Raw genomic sequence first — 20,705 nt, forward strand, 5'->3', positions numbered from 1 at the left:
TCACTGCGTCGTGGGCGCCTGTTCCGGCGTCAGGATCTCGCACAGCGACTGCGCCGCGAGCTGCTCGCGGACGATCGGCGCGAGGCTCGGCTGCACCGCCAGCGCCCGGATCAGCACGAAACCCTCGGTGGTCGGCGACACGAGGATGAGGTTGTCGGCCGCCGTCTCGTCCTCGTCGGTGGAGAGCTCGCGCCGCTGCGCCTGGGTCACCACGAAGAGGTCGAGGGTGCGCCGCGTCGCCGCCCGGTCGTTGATGGCGCCGAAGGCGATGCCGGTGGCGGTGTAGAGCGCGATGGCGGTGTAGTGCGGCGTCACCGGCGCCCGGACGTGGAGCGGCCCCGCCGAGAGGTCGAAGCGGCACACGGCCGTCTCGAAGGCGGGGTCGGCGAGCGGCAGCACCACGGCGCCGCGCCCGGAGAGGGTGGTCAGCCGGTTCACCTCGGTGACGCCGGCGAGCCGGGACCGGGCATCGTCGGGGGCGAGGCGCGGCAGGGCGAAGACCGACAGGATGTGCACCGCGACGCCGAGCAGCAGGCCGGCGACGACCCAGGGCAGCACCCCGAGGAGGCGACGCAGCCGCCGCAGGGCGATGTCGGCGAGGCGCATCATGGGCAGCTCACCCGGCTGATGGTGGGCAGCACGGTGGCGGCGGAGATCGTCGTGGCGACCGGCGTGTCGTAGAGGCGGAGGATGAGACGCAGGTCCGGCACGCCCCCCGACGGCAGCCAATTGCCGGGCCGCGCCTCCGGCGCCACGACGACGTCCGTCGCCACCTCCGACTGCCGCACGATCTCGTAGCTGGTGAAGCCCTGACGCAGGCCCTCTTCCACGACGGGCGCGAAATCCGCGCGGGCCGCCGCCAGCGTCCAGAACCGGGCCGGCGGCACGCTTCCCGTGACGCGATAGGTGCAGCGTCCGTCGATGGCGGCGCCCGTGCTGTCCTGGTCGGCGACGAGGGCGAGGCCGTCGGCGAGAGCCAGCGGCAGGGTGCCGAGCCGGGCCGTCACCGCCCGGGCATAGGGATCGGCCTCGGGCGTTCCCGCCTTCGGCGTCGCGAGCCAGGGGCCGATGCGCAGCGTGCCGGCCCCGGTGCTCCGGCCGACCGACAGGGCGGTCAGCCCGAGGCCCGTCACCGCGCCGATGCCGAGCGCCAGGAGGAGGCCGGGAAGCGCACGCATGTCAGCAATGGTCCCCCACGGCGGGCCGGCCGGTCAGCGCAGCACCGATCCCGCCGGCCGTGCCGACAGGGGACCGGTGCGCAGGGTGTCCGCGGCGTCCCGCAGCAGCGTGTCGATGCGGCCGAGCACCTCCAGTGAGGAGCGTGACAGGATCTGCGGCCGGTCGGGCACGCCGGCCATCGGCGTCTGGGTGCCGGCGGGAACGCCCGGCACCGGCTGCGGCCCGATCGTCAGGCCATGGATCGGCTTGCGCTCGAGGCCCTGATGCGCCGCGGTCATGATCTGCGAGAAGGTCATGGCGGGCAGCGAGCCGCCGGTCATGCGGTTGGTCGGGGAATAGTCGTCGTTGCCGTACCAGACGCCGGTGACGAATTGGCTCGAATAGCCGACGAACAGCGCGTCGCGGTAGGAGTTGGTCGTGCCGGTCTTGCCGCCCACCTGCACGCCTTGGACCTGCGCCCGCCGGCCCGTGCCGGACTCGACGACGCCCACCAGGATGCCGTTCATGTCGGTCGCCACCTGTGTGGAAAACACCCGCCGGCGCTGCGGCATGTCGCGGTCGGCGCGCCAGACGAGCTCGCCGGAGGAGTTCCGGATCTCGACTGCGGCGTGCGGCTGCACGCTGAGGCCCCCCGAGGCGAAGGTCGCATAGGAGGTGGTGAGCTCGACCAGCGTCACCTCGGCCGCCCCGATGGGCAGGGGGGCGGAATCGGTCAGCGGGCGGGTGATGCCCATCTCCCGGGCCGTGGCGATGATCTTCTGCCGGCCGACGCGGCTGTCGCCGCGGCCCATCTGCTGGGTGAGGATGACCGGGATCGAGTTGATGGAGCGGACCAGCGCCGAGGTGACGGTGGTGGCGCCGGAGAAGCTGCGGCCGTAGTTCTGCGGGCACCAGTTGCCGAGACAGATGGGACGATCGACCACCACCGAGCGGCCGTTGATGAGGCCCTCGCGCATCGCCGTGCCGTAGACGATCGGCTTGAACGAGGAGCCCGGCTGGCGCATGGCCTCGGTGGCGCGGTTGAACTGGCTGGCGCCGTAGTCGCGGCCGCCGACGATGGCGCGCACCGTGCCGTCCACCTCCATCACCACCGCCGCCGCCTGGCTGGCGCCGTAGTCGGAGCCGTACTGGCGGATGATCGCCTCGACGGAGAGCTCGGCCTGTTTCTGGATGGTGAGGTCGAGGCCGGTGCGCACCGTCAGCACCCGGTCCACCAGCGAGGGCGTCGCCGCCACCAGACGCTTCACGTCCTCGAAGGCGTAGTCGAGGTAATAGTTCGGCACCGCCTCGTCCTGGCGGTCCACGGGGGTCGCGGGGTTGCGGCGGGCGCCGAACACCTGGCCCTCGGTCATGAAGCCGGCCTCGACCAGGTTGTCGAGCACGGTATTGGCCCGGGCCCGGGCCGCCGGCAGGTTGACGTGCGGGGCGAAGCGCGTCGGCGCCTTGAACAGGCCGGCCAGGAGAGCGGCCTCGGCCAGCGTCACGTCGCGCACCGACTTGCCGAAATAATATTCCGAGGCCGCCTCCGCCCCGAAGGCGCCTCCGCCCATATAGGCCCGGTCGAGATAGGTCTTCAGGATCTCGTTCTTGGTCGCCCGCGACTCCAGCCACAGGGCGAGGAAGGCTTCCTTGATCTTGCGCTCGATGGAGCGCTCGTTGGTGAGGAACAGGTTCTTGGCGAGCTGCTGGGTCAGGGTCGAGCCGCCCTGCACGACGCCGCCGGCGCGGGCATTGGTGGCGATGGCGCGCAGCGTGCCGATCAGGTCGATGCCGTAGTGCTCGTAGAAGCGGCGGTCCTCGGTCGCCAGCACCGCCTTGATGAGATGGTCCGGGAATTCCTCCAGCGGCACCGAATCGTTGTGGCGGATGCCGCGGCGGCCGACCTCGTTGCCGTAGCGGTCTTGGAAGACGACGGAGAGCTCGGAGCGCTTGCGCCAGTCGTCCTCGGTCTCGCGGAAGGCTGGCATGGCGAGCATGAGCAGCACCACGAGGCCGCCGGTGCCGAGAGTCATGCCCTCCGAGGCGATCTCCGCGCCGACCCGCTTCCAGCCATAGACCTGCACCCGGTCGGCGAGGTCGGCGAGCCTCTCCCAGCCACGGCCGATCGCCCCGGCGAGGCGCCAGGCCCCGTCGTTCAACCGGGCGTCGAGGTCGAGGAGGACGCGCTTCAGGGCGCTGCCCCACCCGCCGCTGGGAGTGAGATCGCTCAAGCCGGGCACCCCTTTCGGGCAAGCTCTTGACGATTGGCTTACCATATCGGAGATCGGCAGGGCGAGCCAACGGCGCCGCACTGCGTCCACCATTCTCTGCCAACAGGGTTACCGGGCGCGCTCCTCAACCCCCTCCGCGCCGCCGCCAGGAGACCCCGCCGATGGTCGACGACGTTGCAGGCGAGACAGCGCCCTTCTGGCGGGTGAAATCGCTCGAGGCCATGAGCGAGGCGGAGTGGGAGAGCCTGTGCGACGGCTGCGCCCGTTGCTGCCTCAACAAGCTCGAGGACGAGGACACCGGCGAGATCCACTTCACCTCCGTCGCCTGCACCCTGCTCGACGGCGAGGCCTGCCGCTGCCGCGACTATCCCGGCCGGCAGGAGAAGGTGCCGGACTGCGTGCGCCTGACCCCGGAAGAGGTGCGCTCGCTCTCCTGGCTGCCGCCGACCTGCGCCTACCGGCTCGTGGCCGAGGGCCGCGATCTCTACTGGTGGCATCCGCTGGTCTCCGGCGATCCGGACACGGTCCACGTCGCCGGCGCCTCGGTGCGCGGCCGCATCACCGCCTGGGAGCATGAGCTGACCGAGCTTCAGGAGCTCGAACACCATCTGGCCGAATGGCCGAATCAGGATGTCGCCCCCGCCGGGTCATGATCGGTTCCGGCACCTTGAGGGGAGGGAACCGCCATGACTGACGAGACGCCGGGCCACGTCGATCCGACCAAGGACCGCTTTGCCCTGTTCAAGGACCTGCCACGCGATGAGCCGGTCCACATGCTCAACCTCGTGAAGCTGAAGCCTGAGGCGACCTATGCGGACGGTCGCACCGCCACGGGCCGCGAGGCCTACGCCGCCTATGGCCGCGACAGCGGGCCGGTCTTCCGCCGCCTCGGCGGCCGCATCGTCTGGTCGGGCCGGCCGGACCTCACCCTGATCGGGCCGGAGGCGGAGCGCTGGGACATCGCCTTCATCGCCGAATATCCCTCCGGCCAGGCCTTCATCGACATGATCCGCGACCCGGTCTACCGCGAGGCGGTGAAGCACCGGCAGGCGGCGGTGGCCACCTCCCGCCTCATCCGCATGGCGCCGGGCAAGCCGGGCGAGGGATTCGGCGAGGAGGGGTGAGGGGGAGTGGCGGCTCCGTTCCGCTCGCCGACCGAGCCTCCACGTCATCTCGCCCGCCTAACGTCCGCACCGGTCACCCCCGGCGAGGCCGAAGGCCGAGGGAAGGGGGTCCAGTAGGGAACGAGCGCCTACCTGGAGGCTGCGGCGTGAGAGGGCGGGGCCCTCTCCCGTCATGCCCGGGACAAGCCCGGGCATGACGTGATGGCGTGCGGAGGATTGTCGATGCCGCTCCGCGCCCTCATCGACGTCGGCGCGCCCCTCAGGCGACCCGTCGCCGCGCCTTCACCGGCGCCGCCGGCGCGGGCTTGTGGTCGCCGAGCTCCTCGATGATCGGGCAGGTGTTCCGCGGGCCGGTCTCGCAGGAGCCGACCAGCGCCTTCAGCGTGCCGATCATGTCGGCGAGCTTGCGCGCCTGCTCCTCCATCTCCTTCAGATGGGTGCGGGCGATGGCCCGGACGTCGGCATTGGACCGGCCGGTATCCGTCCACAATGCCAGCAGCGAGCGGATCTGCTCGATGGAGAAGCCGAGGTCGCGGGCCCGCCGGACGAAGGAGAGGCGGTGGACGTCCTCCTCGCCATAGTCGCGGTAGCCGCTGTCGCGCCGGCCCGCCGCCGGCAGCAGCGCGATGGATTCGTAGTAGCGGATCATCTTGGCGGAGACGCCGGAGGCGGCGGAGGCCTGGCCGATGTTCATGCGCTTTCCCTCGCGGTGCTCTGGATCAATGCGGGGCGCCGCGGGTTCGGTCCATGACGGCCCATCGCCCGCTTGACCTTCCAATGATGGGAAGGATTACAGCTCGCCGCAAGAGTGAAGGAGACCGGTCATGACCGTTCACGATTCCAAGGCGTCCGGCGGCTGCTGCGGCGGCAAGCACCACGACCACGATCATCACGACCACGCCCACCACGGCCACGCCCACCACGACCAAGGCCATCCGGCGCCGGCCGACGGCAAGGTGATCGACCCCGTCTGCGGCATGACGGTCGACCCGGCGACGACGCCGCACAAGACCACCCTGCACGGCGTCGAGCACTATTTCTGCTCCGCCGGCTGCGTCACCAAGTTCCGCGCCGACCCTGAGCGCTATCTCGACCCGGCGAGCGCGCCGCCCGCCGAGGCCGTGCCGGAAGGCACGATGTTCACCTGCCCGATGCATCCGGAGGTCCAGCAGGTCGGCCCCGGCTCCTGCCCGATCTGCGGCATGGCCCTCGAACCGATGGTGGTGACGGCCGATGCCGGCCCGAACGAGGAGCTGATCGACATGACCCGCCGGTTCTGGGCGGGCCTCGTGCTCACCCTGCCGGTCTTCGTGCTGGAGATGGGCGGCCATCTCTTTGGCTGGAACCCGCTGCCGCACGGCTGGTCGAGCTGGGTGCAGCTCGCCCTCGCCACGCCCGTCGTGCTCTGGGCCGGCTGGCCTTTCTTCGTCCGCGGCTGGCAGTCGGTGGTCACCGGCCATCTCAACATGTTCACCCTGATCGCCATCGGCACCGGCGTCGCCTGGACCTATTCGGTGGTGGCGACGCTGGCGCCCGGCCTGTTCCCCGCCGCGTTCCGCGACCATCACGGCGAGGTTGCGGTCTATTTCGAGGCGGCGGCGGTGATCACCGTCCTCGTCCTGCTCGGCCAGGTGCTGGAACTGAGGGCCCGCGACGCCACCTCCGGCGCCATCCGCGCCCTGCTGGATCTCGCCCCAAAGACTGCCCGCCGCATCGCCGCCGACGGCGCGGAGGCCGAGGTGCCGCTGGAGGAGGTGCAGGTCGGCGACCATCTGCGCGTCCGGCCTGGCGAGAAGGTGCCGGTCGATGGCCGCGTCACCGAGGGCCGCTCGGCGGTCGACGAGAGCATGGTGACCGGCGAGAGCATGCCGGTGACCAAGGAGCCGGGCGACCGCGCCATCGGCGGCACGCTCAACCGCTCGGGCGGCCTCGTGATAGCAGCCGAGAAGGTCGGCCGCGACACGCTGCTCGCCCAGATCGTCCAGATGGTGGCCACCGCCCAGCGGTCGCGGGCGCCGATCCAGCGCCTCGCCGACAGGGTCGCCGGCTGGTTCGTGCCGGTGGTCCTGGCGGTGGCGGTCGTCGCCTTCGCCGCCTGGGCGCTGTTCGGCCCGCCGCCGCAGCTCGCCTTCGCCCTGGTCGCCGCGGTCTCGGTGCTGATCATCGCCTGCCCCTGCGCCCTCGGCCTCGCCACGCCCATGTCGATCATGGTCGGCGTCGGCCGCGGCGCCGAGGCCGGCGTGCTGATCCGCGACGCCGCGGCGCTGGAGCGGATGGAGTCGGTCGACACCCTCATCGTCGACAAGACCGGTACGCTGACCGAGGGCCGGCCGGCGGTGACCGCCGTCGTCACGACCGACGGCTTCGAGGAGGACGAGGTGCTGCGCCTCGCCGCGGCCGTCGAGAAGCCCTCCGAACATCCGCTGGCCGAGGCGGTGGTCCGCGAGGCCGAGGCCCGCGCCATCGCCGTTCCAAAGGTGCTCGGCTTCGATTCTCCCGCCGGCAAGGGCGCCTACGGCATGGTGGAGAGGAAGCGCGTCACCCTCGGCTCAGCCGCCTTCCTGAAGGACCTGTCCGTCGACGTCTCGGCCCTTGCCCCGCTCGCCGACGAGCTGCGGCGCGACGGCGCCACCGTCATCTTCGCCGCCGTCAACGGCAAGCTCGCCGGCATCATCGCCATCGCCGACCCGGTGAAGGAGACGACGCCGGCCGCGCTCAAGGCACTGGCGGAAGAGGGCATCCGCATCGTCATGCTGACCGGCGACAACCGCATCACCGCCGAGGCGGTGGCCCGCCAGCTCGGCATCGCCGCGGTGGAGGCCGACGTGCTGCCCGAGGGCAAGGCGGCCGTAGTGGAGCGCTACCGGGCCGAGGGCCGCGTCGTAGCTATGGCCGGCGACGGCGTCAACGACGCGCCGGCGCTGGCCGCCGCCGATGTCGGCATCGCCATGGGCACCGGCACCGACGTCGCCATGGAGAGCGCCGGCATCACCCTGGTGAAGGGCGATCTCCTCGGCCTCGTCCGGGCCCGGCGGCTCTCCGAGGCGACCATGTCGAACATCCGCCAGAACCTCGTCTTCGCCTTCGCCTACAACGCCCTCGGCGTGCCGGTGGCGGCGGGCCTTCTCTATCCCGCCTTCGGCCTGCTGCTCTCGCCGATGATCGCTGCCGCCGCCATGTCGCTGTCCTCCGTCAGCGTCATCGGCAACGCGCTGCGGCTCCGGGCGGCGAAGCTGGGGTGACGGCGGCGACGCGGCGCCCACCGCCCGTCGGATCACGGCTCCGTGAGGGAACGATTCCCAGGCCCGCCGGTTGTTCGTCCATCAGTTCGACCACCGAGGAGAAGTTTGATGGGTAGCACCGGCGACAAGATCAAGGGCATGGCCAACGAGGCCATGGGCAACGCCAAGCAGGGCGTCGGCAAGGCCATGGACGACAAGGAAATGCAGGCCAAGGGCAAGATGCAGGAAATCAAGGGCGAGGCCCAGCAGGCCAAGGGCGACGCCAAGGACGCCGTGAAGAACGTCGTCGACAAGGCCTGACTTGCGACGGAAAATAAATCGATTCTGAGAAAATAAGCCTTGACAGCGTAACGCTGGTCGGCTAGGTTTTCGTCATGTTCGAGAATTGCGCCCGGCGGGGAAACCCCGGCCGGGCGTTTTTCGTCCGGCCCGCCGACGGAGGCCCGCCTTGACCCCTGCCAACCGCTCCAGCCCCGAGACGGCGGCGCTCGCCCCTCCCGCCACCCGGCGGGGCGCGGCCGCCACCGTCGCCGCCGCGCTGCCGGGCCCGGCACCGACCGTGCCCGCAACCGCTCCCGCCGCGCCCGAGCCCTCCCATGCCGGCAAGCCCTGCCCTGGGCTCGCGGAGTGTCCCGAGCGGCCGCGTCTGGTGCGCCGCCTCTTCGCCGCCGCCGAGCGCGAGATCGAGGCGGTGGAAGCGAGCCTCGGCGGCCCCTCGGCCACCGCCGCCCGCCGCCTCGGCGCGCTCGCCGCCACCCTCGACCGCCTCGCCACCCTCGACCGCAAGGCCCTCGCCGTCCGCGACAATGCCGGAGAAGCCGATGCCGCCGTCACCGCGCCTGTGGACGCCGACGCCTGGGCTGAGGCGCTTGCGGCGGAACTTGATCCGGGCAAGCCCGGACCGGATCGCGGCCCTCGAGCCTGAGAAGATCGCCCGTCTCCGCGCCTTCTGGCCCGCCTTCGCACGCCCCGAACAGATGCCGCCGCGCGGCGGCTGGCGAGTCTGGGCCTTCGTCGGCGGCCGCGGCGCCGGCAAGACCCGCGCCGGCGCCGAATGGGTGCACGGCATCGTCCACGGCCGCGACGGCTTCGGCCCTAAGGCCGGCCGCATCGCCCTCGTCGGCGAGACCATCGACCAGGTCCGCGAGGTCATGGTGGAGGGGGTCTCGGGGCTGAGAGCCTGCGGCTTTCCGGCCGAGCGGCCCCGCTTCGAGCCCTCGCGCCGCCGCCTCGTCTGGCCCAACGGCGCCGTCGCCCACGGTTTCTCCTCGGAGGATCCGGAGGCGCTGCGCGGTCCGCAATTCGACGCCGCCTGGGCCGACGAGACCGGCAAATGGGTGCAGGCCGAGGCGACCTGGGACATGCTCAGCTTCGCGCTCCGCCTCGGCGAGCGGCCGCGCGCCATGGTGACGACGACGCCGCGGGCGACGCCGCTCATGCGCCGCCTGCTCGCCGATGCGGACACGGTGGTGACGCGCTCGGCCACCGCGGCGAACGCCGCCAATCTCGCGCCGGGCATCGTCAAGGCGCTGATGGCGCGCTACGCCGGCACCCGGCTCGGCCGGCAGGAACTCGACGGCGAACTGATCGACGACCGCGAGGGGGCGCTGTTCTCCCGCGAGGCCATCGAGGCCCAAAGGGTGGGTGCGGCGCCGACGCTGAAGCGGATCGCCGTGGCGGTCGATCCTCCCGCCTCCCACCGCAAGGGGGCGGATGCCTGCGGCATCGTCGCCTGCGGCATCGACGCGGAGGGCACCGTCTACGTGCTGGCGGATGTGAGTGCCGAGGGGCTCAAACCGCACGAATGGGCGGGGAGGGCGGCGACGCTCTACCGCAGGCTCGACGCCGACGCGCTCGTCGTCGAGGTCAACCAGGGCGGCGACATGGTGGCCGCGGTGATCGGCGAGGTGGCGCCCGACGTGCCGGTGACGCCGGTCAGGGCGGCGCGCTCCAAGCACCTGCGCGCCGAGCCGGTCGCCGCCCTCTATGCGCAGGGTCGCGTCCGCCACGCCGGGCGGTTCCCGGCGCTGGAGGACGAGCTCGCCGATTTCGGCCCCGACGGCTTGTCGAACGGCCGCAGCCCCGACCGGCTCGACGCGCTGGTCTGGGCGGTGACGCATCTGGCGCTCAGGCCTCGGGCGGAAGCGCGGGTGAGGGGGCTTTAGGGGCTTGTCCCCATCGCTCCGAGATGTCGGGAATGCCCCACCCCGACCCTCCCCTCTGGCGAGGGGGGATCGGCATCGCCGTCCTGCGATAGACTCGCTGACGCAGTACGCGCGCTGACGAACCCGATGGCGATCGCGGGTCGGGCCTGGCCCGACGGCGCCAAACCTACGCGACGCCATAGTCTCCCTCCCCTCGGCAGAGGGGAGGGTGCGGGTGAGGCTTCAAGCGCGCCTCGCCAATCGCCTGCTGACACGTGCCGCGCCGACCGCTGCCCTCCGGCGCCCTTCTGCCCCCCTGCATCGGCCCGCTTCGGAGGCCTCATGACACCGCAGCCTTCTGGGCGTGCCGGGGGGGGGGACCCCCGCAGCGCGATTGCCCCTGTGCGCCTGTGGCGCGCTATCGCGGATCTTCGTTGGGACATCCTCGTCCTCAAGACGGCGCTGCGCTTGCACCGTCGCTACGACCCCGACCAGCCGCGCGTCCCGGCCGGGAGCCCGGACGGCGGCCAGTGGACCAACGGCGGCGGCTCATCGCCGCGCGAGATGACGATGCGCCGCGGCACGCCGTTGTCTCAGGCCACGCCGGCGCAACTCGCAGTAATCGCGGTTCTGCAGGCAAGAGCAGATGCTATCGTAGCAAGAGTCAGGCTGCGCGACCCCACTTGGCCAGGTCCGAAGAGCCTCACGGCTACCGTTGAGGGGCAGATCGAGCATTGGAGGGACGTCGCGGCGAGAGCTGAAGCCTGAGAAGCTGAGTTGATCCGATACGGCGTTAACGGCCCAGGGCGCTTTGCAGTGGAATCGTTTCCCGCACCCGTTGATCGGGCGCTAAACCGCCCCGAACGTGAACGGTTGCAGTTTTTCGGCGATCGTGACGGGTGTCACACTTGCGGAGTTAGGCATCCTGGGGGACTTTTTGAGCGCTGGATCGCCGATCATCAACGGAATACAGCCCTCAACCCACCAGGCCAGCCGCAGGAAATTTTCCCACAATGTGCGGCGTGTAGTGCGGCTCAAGGTGGCTATGTCCGAGGAATTCAGCGTCGCGGAGGCTTCTGATGCAGACCGCAAGAGTATGCCCGCCCAATCCCGTCCTGTTCCTCGAAGATGCTGCCGGCGGCGAGCCGCCGATCTTCCAGCCTGACGACTTCGCCCGCCAGGCCTGCGCCACGGCCACCACCATCAGTTTCCTGCTCAGTGGAGACCCGGAATTTGAGACGGAAGTCGTCATCGGCTCCCGCGCCGAGGTCGATCCCGGTCGTGAGCCGAAATTCGTCAAGGAGATCCCCACCCCGTCACGCCTCATCCGAGTCGTTGAAGTCGACGACACCGAGGTCTTCGCCGTTGCTGTCCCGGACGCGACGACGCGGGTCAGCCTCTGGTTCAGCCGGCCTGTTTGGTCGGACAAGGTGATCATCGGCCTCGGCTGAATTCGCCACCCGCGGTTCGATATGGACTGGAGGCCGAGAAGCACACGACAGAGGACCCCCGGAATGAAGCGAAGCGTCTCGACGTCCCCGATCAACTCGATCCTCTTCATTGAGGATCGCCCCGCCTCGAACATTCCGGTTGTCGACCCGCCGACCGCGCCCGCCTGGGCCACGCCCGACTGCATCATCGTCAAGGCCTATCCCGAACAGGATGGCCCGACCGACGTGCTCCTCGGTGACCACACCGATGTTGATCCGGGCCGTCCGCCGGACTTCACCTCGATGCTCAGGACCCCCGGTGGTCGCGTTCTGGTCAGGGACGTCCTGGATGAGGTGGTTGTCACCATGCCGTCGGCCAGAGACCTGACCCGCATCTCGATCTGGCTGAGCCATCCCGAATGGCCCGACAAGGTCATCATCGGCCTCGACTGACTCCTTCACCCCGCCCCCACGCGGAGCCCCCCATGTCCTTCCTCTCCCGTCTCCTCGGCGCTCCCGAGGCGAAGCGGTCGCGCACGGCCGCCCTCGTCGCGCTGTCGCCGCTCGGCCGGCCCGCCTGGTCCTCGCCCGAGCCGAAGCGCTTCCATGGCGAGGCGCTGGCGAAGAACCCGGTCGCCGCCCGCGCCGTCGCCCGCGTCGCCCGCGCCGCAGCCGAGATCCCCTTCCAGTTCACGGAGGGAGGGTCGGATGCCTCTGCCCATCCGGCGGCGCTGCTGATCGAGCGCCCCAACGAGGGCCAGGACCGCGTGGCGCTTGCCGAGATGCTGGCGACGCACCTGCTCCTCACCGGCAATGCCTATGTCGAGGCGGTGAGCGTCGAGGGCCGGGTGCGCGAGCTGCACGTTCTGCGCCCTGACCGCATGCGCCTCGTGCCCGGCGGCGACGGCCGGCCCGCGGCCTACGATTATGAGGTGGACGGCCGGTCGCTGCGCTTCGGGCAGGAGGGCGCGGTGCCGCCGGTCCTCCACCTCACCCTGCCGCATCCCTTCGACGACCATTTCGGCCTGGCGCCGCTGGCCGCGGCCGCGGCCGCCATCGACATCCACAACGCCGCCACCGCCTGGACCAAGGCGCTGCTCGACAATGCCGCGCGGCCGTCGGGGGCCCTCGTCTATTCCGGCGGCGACGGCACCCTGTCCGAGGACCAGTACGAGCGGCTGAAGGCCGAACTCGCCGACAGCTTCTCGGGAAGCCGCAATGCCGGCCGCCCCCTGCTGCTGGAGGGCGGGCTCGACTGGAAGCAATTGTGATCCAAAGACTCCGAGGGTATTGATGCCCCGACGAGGATCACATGCACCAGACCACGCCCCGACCCAAGGCCTACAGCTATCTGCGCTTCTCGACGGTGGAGCAGGGCAAAGGCGACAGCTATCGTCGCCAGACGGCCCTTGCCGAAGACTTTTGCCGGGTACGCGGACTCGACCTTGACCGCACCACCACCTTCGAGGACCTGGGAGTTTCGGCCTACTCCGGCAAGAACCGTCGCAAGGGAGCCCTGAGAGCCTTTCTTGATGCGGTCGAGGAGGAGATCATCCCGGAGGGAAGTTACCTGCTGGTCGAGAGCCTAGACCGGGTGTCCCGCGAGGCAATCCTCGATGCTCAGGCGACATTCCTGCAAATCGTCAACGCCGGGATCACTCTTGTGACCTTGAAGGGCACTCCTCGCGAGTACTCCCGGGCCACTGTGAACGCGAACCCTACCGACCTATTGATCAGCCTGCTGGAGATGATCCGGGCGAACGAGGAAAGCGAGACGAAGTCCCAACGGATCAAGGCGGACTGGAACAGGAAGCGCCAAAGGGCCCTTGATGGCGAGGCGATCACCTCTCTAGTCCCCGCTTGGCTGGAGCGGTCGGGTAAGGATTTCAAGGTGATTGAGGAGCGCGCCGCCATTGTTCGGCGCATCTTCTCACTTACCCTTGAAGGAAAGGGGCAGCATGCGATCACCTCGCTGTTCAACAAGGAAGGGATCAAGCCGTTCGGAAGCGCAAAGTGGTGGCACCGGAGCTACGTCCGTCTGGTGCTGCGAAGCCCTGCGGTCATCGGCACGTTCGTTCCCCATCGAATGGTCGAGGGCAAACGCATCCCGTTGGAGCCCATCCGGAACTATTTCCCGGCAGTCATCGACGTAGAGACCTACGAAGCCGTCCGGGCGCTTGATCAGCCGAGGGCATCACCACCCCGCACCATCGCCTCGATGTTTTCCGGCTTGGTTCGCTGCGAGGAATGCGGAGGCCCGATGGTCCGAGCGCGGAAGGGTCAGCCCCCGAAACCGTTCTACTACGTGTTCGTCTGCCACAACGCGAAGCTCGGCCAGTCCTGTGAATGCAGGACCGTCCGTCAGTCCGTACTTGAGGACGCCCTGAGAGCCGACTTTGTGAGGTTCATTGAGGAAGCCCCGACCCATGATGATGACCTCACAGCGCAGTTGGAGGCGGTCGAGGATGCCTTGAGTGAAATGCAGGGACGGGCCGCGAGGTTGGTCGAGGCAATCTCTCAACGCCCGCTAGCGCAACTGGTTGATCGGCTTGCAGAGGTGAACGAAGGCGTAGCCGAATTGAAGGAGAAGCAGGCAGAGCTGACCGCTGCGTTCCGAGACACCGCTCGACCAGTGATGCTCAAGCGGCTCGCTGACCTATCAGACCTACTGGAAAGCCAAGACAGCGAGGTCACCCCCCGAATCCAAGTGCAGTTGCGCCAGGTTCTGGACCACATCGTTGTCCACTTCGACCGTGAGGCGTCCCGACGTAAGCCCCGAGGCTACATAGAGTTCGTGTGGAAGGGGGGCGGCAGGTCATATCTTGACTGGGGGCCGGTGTTCTATGCCGCGTCGATGCGTGACAGGCGAGCAAATCGCTGACTACCCTTGTCCCGTAGTACGGCGCTAGCGTTTGGATGTCCTTTTGTGGCTAAAAACCGAATCCAACGGCGGCGGTGGCTCTGCATCAGACGCCGCTAATCGCCGAATGTCCGAAATGTACTCGGCGCTGATCCCACCGAAATCAATGTTAGCGATACTCAGGCGACTTTCCGGATGTTCGATCCCATCCAAATCACGCATAGAATCATAGTGGTATAAGGCCTGACGAAGTACGAGATTATAGTCGTAACGGGATTTCTCTCGAGCGTGAAATTTGCGTATCTCCTCTTGGTACTGAAAGAATTCTTGTGCGTGGCGATGCATTAGTAGGCGGGCAGTACGAGCGACCGGCTCTGGTGCCCGTTCACCGCCAAAGGCAACAAAAGATAGAGCCCTAGCAAACCGGAGTTTCTGTTTTTCGTCGGCCTGAACAACAGCCTGGGTCACGAACGCAGGCAAGTCTTTGATGGAGCGATACCGGAAGGGTGTTCGGGGGAAACCCCTTGACAAGTACCGGCCATAAAGCCCCCTCGGAAATAGATCAAGAAATGTATCATAATCTTTAGTAACGTCAATTATTGTGGGAGCGAGCCGCGACGACAGTCCGTTTATAAAGTACCCGAAAAATACGTCTTTTGTTTCTTCCTTATTTAAAATATCATCGTCGATTGCGGCAATAAAACTCTGGAGTCTGTCGAAAGAGACCTTAACTGCAAAACGGCGCAGCCATTCATTGGCCGTTTTGTTTAAGCTTAAGTCAATCGGGTGGGGCGGAGCGGCTACTTGCCGACTGTGCCTCACAGCAGTTCGGAAACGTGAAATCCAGTAAGGCGAACTGCTCGGCGGTGTTTCAAACAACCCCCAAAACAAGCGTTTCAGTTCGTCGGCCTGCCAGTTTCGGGACCGCTCTTCCAATGCACCGGACTCAGCTTCGCTAAGGAGTTTGGTCAAGTCTCGGAAAACCGGACTATCATGTGCGTCAGCGGGCCAAAGAAACTGAAGGTTGCGCGGAGCTAGATCTCCGCTGATGACTTGGAAGGCGTTATTGATCCAAACCGGAATAGGGCATGGATCGCCTATCCGCAATTGAATCGGTTTCATGGACACTGGAAGAGATTCGATATTGTATTCGTCAGGGTCAACCAAGTCAATAAACTGAATGACTCTAAGGCTTGTATCGCTCTCTGGCACGAAAAGCGAATTGTAGTCTGGGTGGGTCACAATAGGCACGCCGATGCCGCTGGCTGTCTTAGTGAGCTTTATATATCCATAAACTACACCGCTCTCGATACGTTTCATATTACGATGCCGTTCTTTTTGTATATCGCGGCGACGTGCTCATATATGGAATGATAGTAATTTTCAACGTTAAGTGGGTGAATAGGGTACGTTCTGATTGTTTTAGTTATCTTTCGGATGGCCTTTATTAGCTCATTGTCCCTAGCGTATTCATCAGGCATGACGACGCCGAGTATATCCTCTGAAGAAAGAGGGATATCTTGATCAATCTGAATTTCGATTGTGGCGGCGCGGTCATCGGTTTTTGCAGAGCCGTTGTCCTGCATCAATCGCGATACAGCCAAAACTTCTTGATGACGCGGACCAAGTGAATGCGTGGTGCTGATATCATCTAAGCTGTTCGGTTTACGTTGAAAATAGCGTTTCGGTTCACCAAAATAAAAAGAAATAAGCCTTCCAACCTGAGCCGGATCAATGCCGCAGTCGAACCGTTCTAGATCGAAAACCGTGACGTAGGCAGGCAGGCGACCTGACGCGAATGCGCCCGAGTCAAACGGGAAAATGCGCTTTATTGGCGGTAATTCGCTGAACCGAATGACAAATACAAGAGGTAACTGCCAGAACGAGGCCTCTCCGTCGAAGCGAACCTTGTAGGCTGGCCTACCCACGAAAAGGTAGCAGAGTTTTTCCCCATGGAAAACATTGCAAGGGGTAGCCAAAATTTTCCCTCCCCCGACGATGTCAAAGATGTTCTTCGATAGCGTCGAGTGGGTCCAAGGTAGGTTGGTGGCAGTCCCGAAGTTTCCTGAGGCGAGCAAATCGCCCAGCCTGACCGCTTTCATATAAAACCTCCGATTGAGCCAAAATGATCCATGTCGCCGCGGATGTGGTCAAGGGTCAAACATTTCCCCTGCTTCCCTTGAGGACCCTCGGTGACGGCGTGTGATTGGGGTTGCGTATTCGTCAGAAAAGAACATAACAGGAACATTAGCTCGGAGAAAGCAATGACCCAGCCACGCCACAGGGACCGCGAAATCGTGTCCGAAGCGATCACCGAAGCCGACATCGATGAGGTGCTTCAGGAGTTCGGTGGCGACACCCGGCAGGCAGTTCGGGCGCTGCTGGAGGACATAGCCGTCCTTGCCCTCGATCGGGCCAGGGCAATCTCCACCGGCTTCGTTCGTGGCCAGCGTTTCCATGGTGCCATCGACACCCTCAAGCTGCCCTGATGCCCCGCAATGTCACTGTGGCGGGAGCCAAGGCGGAGGGCGTGAGGGGCGCGTGGGTCCGTTGCCGGGCTGATGGCTGCCGGAACTTCGCCTACCTGACTTGGGAAGCGATGAGGCTGACACCCGCTGACATGATCGATGACGTACAGTGGCGACTCCGCATCCGTTGCTCGGTCTGCGGCAGCAGGGAGGTATCCATCCGCCCTTACTGGGTCGAGCCTTCCTCCTAGGTTGCTCTGAAGACCTCCCTGCGATGGAACTCTAGAGCAGCTGGAGAGGGCCAGACGGATGATCTTGAAGGAGTCCTTAGGCGCCTGTCGGCGAGCGATGCATAAGGTGATTTGGCCAATCGAGGGCTTACCTCCACCTTCAGTTCAGGGGAGACGGAGATAAGTCCGTCGTCGAAGAGGCGATGAAGATCCACTCTCAGACAAAGGCCATTCTGTGGGTGGTCGCTCAATGGGCTTACATACGGCTGGATATGCGCGGCTTCCAGAAGTTGAGGGAGGCCAGTGCCGCTGACCGCACACTTGCCACCGTAGTTCTCGATTACAGCCTGCCGAAACGCAGCCTGGCCGGGGCGGTCTTTGCGGCTTGCGAGAATGCGGTTCGCTTGGCCATCCACCAGTGTGAAAGGGCGGCTGGGCCTCAAGAACCCTTCCATGATAGGCGATAGCGGGTCCGGTCCGTCGAAGGTTTTGTACTTCACCACCTCGTTCGGAAACGTGACGCCGTAATCCTCAGCCCTAACGTAGCTGTCTTCGTCGAGGGTCACCAACCCACTAAGTTCGATACAGCCGATCACCGGGTCTTCGATGGGCCGATATGTGACCGACCGCTTCGTGGCAAACCCCGCAATCTTCTCGACCAGTTCCGACGCGCTGCTGACACCATTGCCCAACCCGTATGCCGCCCAAGCGTCCGCGGCCCTGCGGTCTCGGTAGCCCTCGAAGTTTCCAAAGCCGCCAATCCTTCTGACCGGGGCCTTCAGCATGAAGTACAGCCGGTCACCGCGTTTGAGGGACCGGACTCCCCATGGCGTTGGAGTCCAGAAATTCACGAGAGGGCCGAATCTCCCCTCGTGCATCTGGCGGAACCAACCTAGGTCTGTGGGAGCAATTGCGAACATGACTGGCAGTCATCCGAGATGGTGTACAAGGCCAAAATCTATCGCCCGGCGTCCTTGCCTATGTCGAGGCGATAGCTGATCAGCACAAGCCTGAGGTCCCCATGTGGAACATCTACAGCCTAACGAAGGGCCAGCAGGCGATCATCGAGCTGTCCCGGGCGCTTATCGACCGCACGGGCAATCTTCCCCCCATGCCAGGCATCTTCCCGGACTACCCGGCTCCTATCGTGAGGAACTGTGTGGACGGTCGGGAGCTAGCCTTAATCCGCTGGGGTATGCCTTCGCCGCAGTTTGCCTTGAAGGGGAGTACTGCGGACCCGGGCGTCACGAACGTCAGGAACGTGGCATCCCCGCATTGGCGTCGGTGGCTCGGCCTGGAGCATCGCTGTCTCGTCCCATGGACGAGCTTCTCGGAGTACGGGACGACGCCCGAGGGTAAAAAGGCCCCGGTGTGGTTCGCGCTCTCTGAGGACCGCCCTCTGGCGTTCTTTGCGGGCATCTGGACGACATGGACCAGCACAAGGAAGACTAAGGAGGGCGAGGTGACCGCAGAACTCTTCGGCTTCCTGACGTGCGAGCCGAATGCCGAGGTTGGAGCCGTTCACCCGAAGGCCATGCCGGTCATCTTGAGGGAGCCTGAGGAGCTTAAGGTCTGAATGTGTGCGCCGTGGGAACAGGCGAGGGGGCTCCAGAGGCCGCTGCTGGACGGGGCGCTGCAAGTCATTGGCAGTGGCGCAAACGCCAGCGAGCGCTGAGAACTCTAGTGCAAGGCGCTGAAATTTTTCTAATTCACAAGGGATCACGGCTTCTTATGCTCAGCTTCGTTTAAAAAGCTCAAACCAGCCAGCGTTTCAGACAAAGTGACCATAGGTCCAGGCTGTCGTGTAGTGGGACAGCCTCCAGACCGTTTCCATCCTAAAGGCCGGCTGCCGCACGGCAACTAGCGTGAAATCGGGAGAGGCTCGGCGAGTGAGTCATAGCTGTCTGCAAAACTTGGGGTCGAGCAAGCTCTCTCGAAATATTGCTGTAAGCGCGGTGCTCTTTTTGCATTCTAATTCGCTTATGAGAAAGAATACGTCGAAGCCGATTTTCACAGTTTAAAGTCGCTTTGCGATCAACATCTCTTTCGGCGTAAATAGGTAATATCCAGCATTCAATTGTGTGAACAGAAATTGCAAAAATTACAGGTTTATTTAGTGCTTCTAATCTATTGGCTCCTATTTTCTCGATGCATGTATCGATAAGTTCTTTGGAGAATTGTGCGCAGTCTCGTTGTCCGCCGTCCTCATCAACTCGAATGTTTATGTTGGTATGTGAGCAGCAGTCGCTATCAAGGTGAATTACGATAAAATCGTTGGCTTCTGCAGCTGTCTCCAAAAGCTCGGAGCAGCATTTCTCAAGGACGAGTTCCCAGCCCGCGTGCGGAGCCTGCCATCTTTGATGCGTTGCATCGCGCATTGGTTGAACGGGGTTGACCTGAATCTGCCATTCTTGATCGCCGAAGACCCCATGCAGCACATTTGTCAGGACGGACTGATCGGTGACGCCCTCGGTAAAAAGCGCAAACGTCTTAATCATATCGGTGCCAGCCCACCCAGTAGGCCGTCCAGGTAGTAGCTGGAGAGCTTGCGTGGCCTACCACTATCGGTCAACGCGGGGGCGCTCACCTGGTTGATCCGGGTCTCCCCGAACGGACCTCTGGAGACGACGAAGAGCCGGTTCGCTGTGTCTGAGATATCAAGTCCATCAAGCACGGCCGGGCTATGCGTCGTGATAAATAACTGCTTTCGCCGTCGCTTTGCGGCTTTCGACATCGCGGTCATGAGCGCCTGGCAGAGGCGCGGATTTAATGACGTCTCGACATTGTCAATTGCGAAGATGCTTGGGGTCAGTCGAGAATAGACCAAGGAAAAATAAAACAATAGATAAAGAAATCCTTCATTGGCGCTACTTAACTCAAGATATTTGGTGTTTATTGAAAAAAATGTGTCCTTTAGTGCAATCGTTGTTGACGAATTTGATTGTATCAGATCGAAGTCGTCAAACCACTCAAGCATTCTCATGTCATTTTTGATTTCTGTGATGTCGTCTGCGAAGTCGCGCTGCATTACTTCGAGTAGCTTAAGAAGGCCTTCGCCATGCCGACCGAGCGGCTCGATTTGCCCTTCGGATTGGTAGAGTTGTAAGGATGAGTTCTCAGGTGAATACACAACAAAATTTGCCAAGGCCTCATGGCTCGGGAGCAATCGCAGCCACGAGCGGAGAAGGCTTTGGATTAAAGGATTTTCTTTATCGGCTTCCACCGAGATTTTAACTCGAAATCCACCATCTATCTTCTCGAAAGGCGCATCTTTCATCTTCTTGAATATAGAAAGAAGAAGCTCCTCGCTATTTTTTTTCTTCAATGTCGCGCTAGCTTGAATTTTTGAATAGTTCTGCAGCAGCTCTGTGAAGCTTATTTCTTTGGGGGCGCGACCATGATAATAGCACTCCCAGCGTCCATATGGCTCATTGTTATGATTAAACTCACAGGTGACTGTCCCTTCGTTCTGGTATTTGGCAGAAATCAGTATCGGTTTATTCTGCCCCTCGTCATTAAAGGCTGAGCGCATGTGTTCGGGGCGGGATACGCGCAGTCCGCGAGAAGATAGAAATTCATTATCCAGTCTATCTGCGCGAGCGGCACCAACGAGAGAGATAGCCTCGAGGACGTTGCTTTTTCCGGCGCCATTTGCGCCTATAAAGACATTAACTCGGCCTAGCGATATCGCCGAGTCGACTATTGATTTGTAGTTTCTGATGCGAAGGGTTTTCAGCACGTTCTGGCAATCTTTGACTGCGGCGGGGTGCTCAGTGATAACACAACGGTTGGGAGCGAGTCAGATTCTAACTTCGCTG

At 64.5% G+C, this 20,705-nt stretch carries 20 protein-coding genes and 1 pseudogene; 12 read left to right on the forward strand and 9 right to left on the reverse strand.

All coding sequences use genetic code 11. The features are described from left to right. From C6569_RS02560 to C6569_RS02570, 3 genes are read right to left on the reverse strand one after another with little or no spacing between them, the layout of a single operon-like run. Positions 1 to 609 (reverse strand): DUF1254 domain-containing protein, encoded by a 609-nt coding sequence (locus C6569_RS02560; protein WP_106747365.1) that lies wholly within the window; start codon positions 607 to 609, stop codon positions 1 to 3. Further along, on the reverse strand, positions 606 to 1,178 hold the full coding sequence (locus tag C6569_RS02565) for a DUF1214 domain-containing protein (protein ID WP_106747366.1): 573 nt from the start codon (positions 1,176 to 1,178) through the stop codon (positions 606 to 608). Before C6569_RS02565 ends, C6569_RS02560 begins: the two co-directional genes overlap by 4 nt. Positions 1,179 to 1,211: 33 nt before the next feature. After that, the gene (locus C6569_RS02570) at positions 1,212 to 3,389 is read right to left on the reverse strand and encodes a transglycosylase domain-containing protein (RefSeq protein WP_245898217.1); all 2,178 of its coding nucleotides are present in this window, start codon (positions 3,387 to 3,389) and stop codon (positions 1,212 to 1,214) included. Positions 3,390 to 3,550: 161 nt separating this feature from the next. Between C6569_RS02570 and C6569_RS02575 the strand changes: the two genes are divergently transcribed. After that, entirely contained in the window at positions 3,551 to 4,042 is a 492-nt protein-coding gene (locus C6569_RS02575) for a YcgN family cysteine cluster protein (RefSeq protein ID WP_106747367.1), read from the forward strand. Positions 4,043 to 4,075: 33 nt separating this feature from the next. Next, complete coding sequence (locus C6569_RS02580) at positions 4,076 to 4,513, forward strand: DUF1330 domain-containing protein (protein WP_106747368.1); 438 nt, start codon at positions 4,076 to 4,078, stop codon at positions 4,511 to 4,513. 259 nt (positions 4,514 to 4,772) lie between these two features. On the opposite strand, the gene C6569_RS02585 is transcribed toward C6569_RS02580, so the two are convergent. Then, entirely contained in the window at positions 4,773 to 5,207 is a 435-nt protein-coding gene (locus tag C6569_RS02585; protein ID WP_106747369.1) for a MerR family DNA-binding protein, read from the reverse strand. A gap of 130 nt (positions 5,208 to 5,337) precedes the next feature. On the opposite strand from C6569_RS02585, the gene C6569_RS02590 reads away from it, so the two are divergent. The 8 genes from C6569_RS02590 (at position 5,338) to C6569_RS02630 (ending at position 14,210) form a co-directional block, all read left to right on the forward strand. Continuing rightward, entirely contained in the window at positions 5,338 to 7,755 is a 2,418-nt protein-coding gene (locus C6569_RS02590) for a heavy metal translocating P-type ATPase (RefSeq protein ID WP_106747370.1), read from the forward strand. Positions 7,756 to 7,863: 108 nt separating this feature from the next. Then, complete coding sequence (locus C6569_RS02595) at positions 7,864 to 8,055, forward strand: CsbD family protein (protein ID WP_106747371.1); 192 nt, start codon at positions 7,864 to 7,866, stop codon at positions 8,053 to 8,055. Positions 8,056 to 8,203: 148 nt separating this feature from the next. Next, positions 8,204 to 8,680, forward strand: coding sequence for a hypothetical protein (locus C6569_RS02600; protein WP_106747372.1), 477 nt, complete (start codon positions 8,204 to 8,206; stop codon positions 8,678 to 8,680). After that, entirely contained in the window at positions 8,661 to 9,920 is a 1,260-nt protein-coding gene (locus tag C6569_RS02605; protein ID WP_483878700.1) for a DNA-packaging protein, read from the forward strand. The genes C6569_RS02600 and C6569_RS02605 overlap by 20 nt, the downstream gene beginning before the upstream one ends. A gap of 1,058 nt (positions 9,921 to 10,978) precedes the next feature. After that, positions 10,979 to 11,350: a hypothetical protein gene (locus C6569_RS02615; RefSeq protein WP_106747374.1), complete on the forward strand. Its 372-nt coding sequence runs from the start codon at positions 10,979 to 10,981 to the stop codon at positions 11,348 to 11,350. A 63-nt stretch (positions 11,351 to 11,413) separates the two neighbouring features. Next, the gene (locus tag C6569_RS02620; RefSeq protein ID WP_106747375.1) at positions 11,414 to 11,782 is read left to right on the forward strand and encodes a hypothetical protein; all 369 of its coding nucleotides are present in this window, start codon (positions 11,414 to 11,416) and stop codon (positions 11,780 to 11,782) included. 32 nt (positions 11,783 to 11,814) lie between these two features. Further along, a complete protein-coding gene (locus C6569_RS02625) occupies positions 11,815 to 12,600 on the forward strand; it encodes a phage portal protein (RefSeq protein WP_106747376.1) in 786 nt (261 codons plus the stop codon). 41 nt (positions 12,601 to 12,641) lie between these two features. Further along, the gene (locus tag C6569_RS02630; protein ID WP_106747377.1) at positions 12,642 to 14,210 is read left to right on the forward strand and encodes a recombinase family protein; all 1,569 of its coding nucleotides are present in this window, start codon (positions 12,642 to 12,644) and stop codon (positions 14,208 to 14,210) included. 24 nt (positions 14,211 to 14,234) lie between these two features. On the opposite strand, the gene C6569_RS21635 is transcribed toward C6569_RS02630, so the two are convergent. Both C6569_RS21635 and C6569_RS21640 read right to left on the reverse strand, forming a co-directional pair. Further along, positions 14,235 to 15,509 (reverse strand): hypothetical protein, encoded by a 1,275-nt coding sequence (locus tag C6569_RS21635; RefSeq protein ID WP_146144716.1) that lies wholly within the window; start codon positions 15,507 to 15,509, stop codon positions 14,235 to 14,237. After that, entirely contained in the window at positions 15,506 to 16,291 is a 786-nt protein-coding gene (locus C6569_RS21640; RefSeq protein WP_146144717.1) for a hypothetical protein, read from the reverse strand. Before C6569_RS21640 ends, C6569_RS21635 begins: the two co-directional genes overlap by 4 nt. Positions 16,292 to 16,453: 162 nt before the next feature. Between C6569_RS21640 and C6569_RS02635 the strand changes: the two genes are divergently transcribed. Next, on the forward strand, positions 16,454 to 16,678 hold the full coding sequence (locus tag C6569_RS02635; protein WP_106747378.1) for a hypothetical protein: 225 nt from the start codon (positions 16,454 to 16,456) through the stop codon (positions 16,676 to 16,678). A 226-nt stretch (positions 16,679 to 16,904) separates the two neighbouring features. Here C6569_RS02635 and C6569_RS02640 read toward each other — a convergent pair whose 3' ends face one another. Beyond that, the gene (locus C6569_RS02640; RefSeq protein ID WP_181313882.1) at positions 16,905 to 17,672 is read right to left on the reverse strand and encodes an HNH endonuclease; all 768 of its coding nucleotides are present in this window, start codon (positions 17,670 to 17,672) and stop codon (positions 16,905 to 16,907) included. Between the two features lie 236 nt (positions 17,673 to 17,908). On the opposite strand from C6569_RS02640, the pseudogene C6569_RS02645 reads away from it, so the two are divergent. Next, a pseudogene (locus tag C6569_RS02645) lies at positions 17,909 to 18,562 on the forward strand (SOS response-associated peptidase). A gap of 160 nt (positions 18,563 to 18,722) precedes the next feature. Here C6569_RS02645 and C6569_RS21645 read toward each other — a convergent pair. Together C6569_RS21645 and C6569_RS02650 are read right to left on the reverse strand one after the other, a co-directional pair. Beyond that, the gene (locus C6569_RS21645; protein ID WP_146144718.1) at positions 18,723 to 19,385 is read right to left on the reverse strand and encodes a hypothetical protein; all 663 of its coding nucleotides are present in this window, start codon (positions 19,383 to 19,385) and stop codon (positions 18,723 to 18,725) included. Continuing rightward, positions 19,382 to 20,626, reverse strand: a complete 1,245-nt coding sequence (locus C6569_RS02650; RefSeq protein WP_106747380.1) for an AAA family ATPase — start codon at positions 20,624 to 20,626, stop codon at positions 19,382 to 19,384. The genes C6569_RS21645 and C6569_RS02650 overlap by 4 nt, the downstream gene beginning before the upstream one ends. Positions 20,627 to 20,705 lie beyond the last annotated feature (79 nt).

The organism is Phreatobacter cathodiphilus, assembly GCF_003008515.1.
In the GTDB taxonomy this organism is placed as follows: Bacteria; Pseudomonadota; Alphaproteobacteria; order Rhizobiales; family Phreatobacteraceae; genus Phreatobacter; species Phreatobacter cathodiphilus.